The sequence below is a fragment of the Microcoleus sp. genome (assembly GCF_049646505.1).
GTDB lineage: Bacteria > Cyanobacteriota > Cyanobacteriia > Cyanobacteriales > Microcoleaceae > Microcoleus.
Genome location: NZ_JBARVX010000443.1, coordinates 1 through 4,392, shown reverse-complemented (window position 1 = coordinate 4,392; position 4,392 = coordinate 1). Strand labels below are relative to the sequence as shown.

Below are 4,392 nucleotides of genomic sequence, written 5' to 3'. Positions count from 1 at the left end.
ACTACCATCATTTTGACGACGCGGATGTAGTAGTAAATCGAAATTACGCTGGTAATTAATCCCAGGATAACTAAGCCGTAAAGTCCAGCTTGCCAGCCTGCCCAGAACAGATAGATTTTGCCGAAGAAGCCAGCTAGGGGCGGAATTCCGCCGAGAGAAAGCAGGCAAATACTTAATGCTAAAGTTAGCAGCGGGTCTTTTTGGTACAAGCCGGAGTATTCGCTGATTTGGTCGGTTCCTGTCCGCAGGGAGAAGAGGATGATGCAGGCGAATGCGCCTAGGTTCATAAACAGGTAAATCAACAGATAAAATATCATGCTGGAGTAACCGGCTTCGGTTCCTGCAATCAAACCAATCATTACAAAACCGGCTTGGGCGATCGACGAATAAGCCAAAAGCCGCTTCATGCTAGTCTGGGCGAGGGCAACTACATTGCCCAACACCATGCTGAGTATGGCTAAGGCTGTGAATATGAATTGCCACTGGGCAGTAAGTGCGGGGAAAGCTGTTGTTAACAAGCGGATTGCTAGGGCAAAACCGGCGGCTTTGGAACCGACAGAAAGGAAGGCGACAACTGGTGTGGGCGAACCTTCGTAAACGTCGGGCGTCCATTGGTGAAAGGGAACTGCGGAGATTTTGAAGGCGATTCCGGCGATCGCAAAAACCAAAGCAATTACCAAACCGAGAGATTGACCGTCATTAACAGTAGAAAGGTTGGCTGCGATCGCGCTTAGCGTAGTTTGGCCGCCAGACAACCCGTACAGCAGCGAAATACCGTAGAGAAACACCGCCGAAGAAGATGCACCAATTAACAAATATTTCAAAGCAGCTTCATTGGAACGCGGGTCGCGTTTTGTGTAACCCGTCAACAAATAAGACGAGATACTCAGAGTTTCCAACGAAATAAAAATCATCACCAATTCATTAGCGCCGGAAAGGAACATTCCCCCCAAAGTAGCGCTGAGCAAAATGCAGATAAATTCCGCTAAAGCAGTACCCGTTTGCAGTACGTAGCGGACGGATATCAAAATAGTGACAGCCGTCGTCAAAGCGATAATTCCGCGAAACACCAAACTCAAGGCATCGCTGTTAAAACCGCCCAGAAACGAGATGGTATTAACGTTATCCCACTGCAAAGACAAAGCAGCCACGGCGGCCAGCAAGCCGGCAACAGCAACGTAGGGAGTCCAACTAGAGGAACTGCGGCCTACGATTAAATCGCCTACGAGAACCACCAAGAGGGTGACGATGACAATTCCCTCCGGCAAGATAGTTCCAGCATTTAGCTGGGCGGCAAGAGTAGCAAAATCCATATTTTCAGACAAGTTGGGTAGTACAAGGCCGAAACGGCTGTAATGGGCAGCGAATTCGTAAAAATTCTTTACCAAACACCGATTGTAGCGGATTACAGCTTTGCCAGCTTAGTTGGGCGGGTGTTTGTTGCTGTTGAGTCGGCGGGGAATCTGCTGCAAAAGCGATCGCACTGCGGAAAAATCGCCATTGGGGCCGATCGGGCAATTTTTTTTCCTTCACCAAAAAGCTGGGTTGAAGCCCCGTCCTTCTAGGATGGCTTTAATTGCAGAATTTATTCTTTAGTTTCCCGTATTGTTTGATCCGTTGTGGTTTATTCTAGTAGATTGCTGTAGAATTAGATTGCAAGTAAAACAAGCATCTACGTGTTGAAACACTCTCTTTATCGGAGAAATCCCGGAACAGTGAGCCACTGCACTCGTTAATGAGTAGTAAGCCTGTATAACTGACAAATAACGGCAGAGTGTGAAGCGTACCTAACTGGCGCAAGTGATGAACTATGAAAGCAAACATAATTTAAAAGTAGGCGTAATTGCAGCACCTTTTGGGTAGTTGTTTTGAGCGCGTAGAGGTATTTTGACAATGCCTTTGAGAGTTCTAGGATTCATTCAAGAATCCCCGCACCTTGATAGTCGGGGAGTGTCAACCCTTGACACTGACGCAACGTGAGGCTTTTAGGATTGATTGATTCGCGCTCGACTCTGAATAGAAAGCAGCTAATACCAATTTCATAAAGTAGCGCTAGATATTACCCCCCCAACCCCCCGCGATTTCGGGGGGGCTAAGACTTCATCCATAGCACATCTTTAGAAAAATGGTATAACTGTCTTTACCGCGATGCGATCGCCCTTTGATTCTCCCAATCTGCTCGGTTGAGGCGGTAAACAAAGCAGTCATCGTCGCCAAACCGTCGCGGTTCCACAAATTGGAAACCAAAACGTTCGTAGAAACGGTGGGCGCGGGTATTGTTCGCAAGCGGATCGATCAGTACAGCCGTCACAGCAGAGTCGGCGAAACATTGATTAAGTGCAAGCTGCATCATTTGTGTGCCGTAGCCTTTGCTCAATTCTTTCTCCTCTCCGATCCAGATATCAATGGCGCGGAGATTCGCAGCAACATCATCACCCCAATAGTGACTCTCCTCAAGTGCCGGATCGATAATCTGGATAAATCCGATCGGGCGATTGTCGATTTGAGCAATCAATTGTTCTCTCCAGTCGGGAGTGCGATCGAGTTCTATCTCCCAACCCCAATCATCGTTAGTTTTTGCGTCAATTATGTGAGGTTGCTCGTCCCAGCGTCGCAGTAAATTTAAATCTGCGGGGGTAGCAGGGCGTAAATTTATCATGGCTTGTTTGCATCTAAAACTTGTTGCAGCTTTGCTGTCGCGCACAAACGATCGCCTCTTTGGCAGACATCTGCAGTTTTGCGAAATAGGCGATCGCTAAATCACGGAAACCACTGGATAATTATAACTTTCTTTCACCACTAATATCGTTTTCGGTTGCATCGGAATGATTTAACCACAGAGAACACAGAGAACACAGAGAGGTCGGAGAGAAATGAATAATTCCGTTAGCATCGGAATTGATATAAACCGTCCTTCCATCCAATAGCCAATAGAAAGCTGATTGCTCTTCGTGTCAATTATTTGACCGTCTATTTTAATGTTGCATCTGTGTGTATCTGCCTCACATCTGCGGTTGAATTATCAATCGAAAATTTACGCAAATTTGTAAGGCGTTCCCAAAATCGGATCAAAAATTAGTCCCACAATATCTGATGTTAGCTGGCGATCGCCAATCGGTCAAATAGTCGATCGCGCTTCTAGTCTTTTTGCAGGGAAACCATCAAATCTATCCCAATCTAAAATCTCAAACTTAAAATCTAAAATTGAGGAACCATCCGCCCGCATCCAACAGTCTCAGCATCCAGTTACCTGCAATTCTGCTACAGTCAGTCATGACATCCCCGTGCATCTTCCAGAGACAAGGGTTCCCAGCCTCAGCGCCGACAGCAGTAAAATCCCATCAGCTTGTCACCTGCAACCCGATCGGCAATAACTTAAAAATTAAGGTAGTTTGAAAATAACCCCCTAAAGTACCCATAAGCCTTGACATCCGACCTACACTCTGTAAATTAGACACTCTAACTGCGCCGCCATCCATATATAAAAAGATGCCATGTCAACTTTAGTCATCGTCGAATCCCCCACCAAAGCCCGTACCATTCGCAACTTCCTGCCCTCCACCTACCGTGTAGAGGCATCAATGGGCCACGTCCGCGACCTCCCATCCTCCGCCGAAGAAATACCAGAAGCCGTTAAAGGAGAAAAATGGGCGCAACTAGGCGTCAACGTGGAAGCAGACTTTGAACCGCTTTACGTCATCCCGAAAGATAAAAAGAAAATTGTTAAAGAACTCAAAGACGCCCTCAAAGACGCAACAGAACTGATTCTAGCCACAGACGAAGACCGAGAAGGCGAAAGCATTTCCTGGCATTTGCTGCAAATCCTCAAACCCAAAGTTCCCATCAAGCGGATGGTATTTCACGAAATCACCCGCGAAGCCATCCGGGATGCTTTGACTCACTGCCGCGATATCGACAACCGAGTTGTACAAGCCCAGGAAACTCGCCGAATTCTCGATCGACTCGTCGGCTACACACTCTCTCCGCTACTGTGGAAAAAAATCGCCTGGGGTTTGTCAGCAGGGCGAGTCCAGTCAGTCGCAGTCAGGCTGTTGGTACGCCGGGAACGGGAACGCCGCGCCTTCCGCCAAGGCAGCTACTGGGATTTGAAAGCCCTTTTGGAAAAGGGCAAAATTTCCTTCGATGCCAAACTCGCGACAGTCGGGAACGTGAAAGTTGCCAACGGCAGCGATTTTGATGAAAATACCGGACAAATTATCGCAGGCCGCCGCGTACTTTTGCTCAACGAAGACCAAGCCAGGGCTTTACTCTCGCGCATTCAAAACAAACCCTGGACTGTTAGCAATATCGAAGAACGGCCAGTAACCCGCAAACCCTCGCCGCCGTTTACGACCTCGACTTTGCAGCAGGAGGCTAACCGCAAGCTGAGGC

The 4,392-nt window shown here is 47.7% G+C and carries 4 protein-coding genes; 2 read left to right on the top strand and 2 right to left on the bottom strand.

Features of this window, described 5'->3' with window-relative positions; all coding sequences use genetic code 11:
- Positions 1-1,313 (bottom strand): NAD(P)H-quinone oxidoreductase subunit N (locus WBA89_RS21555; RefSeq protein ID WP_424409339.1); only part of this gene is annotated, 1,313 nt, incomplete at its 3' end.
- 42 nt (positions 1,314-1,355) lie between these two features.
- Between WBA89_RS21555 and WBA89_RS21550 the strand changes: the two genes are divergently transcribed.
- Positions 1,356-1,565 carry a hypothetical protein gene (locus tag WBA89_RS21550; protein ID WP_424409337.1) on the top strand — a complete coding sequence of 70 codons (210 nt, stop codon included), beginning with the start codon at positions 1,356-1,358 and terminating at the stop codon, positions 1,563-1,565.
- A 575-nt stretch (positions 1,566-2,140) separates the two neighbouring features.
- Here the strand turns inward: WBA89_RS21550 and WBA89_RS21545 are convergent.
- Entirely contained in the window at positions 2,141-2,659 is a 519-nt protein-coding gene (locus WBA89_RS21545; protein WP_424409335.1) for a GNAT family N-acetyltransferase, read from the bottom strand.
- 835 nt (positions 2,660-3,494) lie between these two features.
- Here WBA89_RS21545 and WBA89_RS21540 point away from each other — a divergent pair.
- Positions 3,495-4,392, top strand: an 898-nt coding sequence (locus WBA89_RS21540) for a DNA topoisomerase (RefSeq protein WP_424409334.1), incomplete at its 3' end; no start/stop codon positions are given.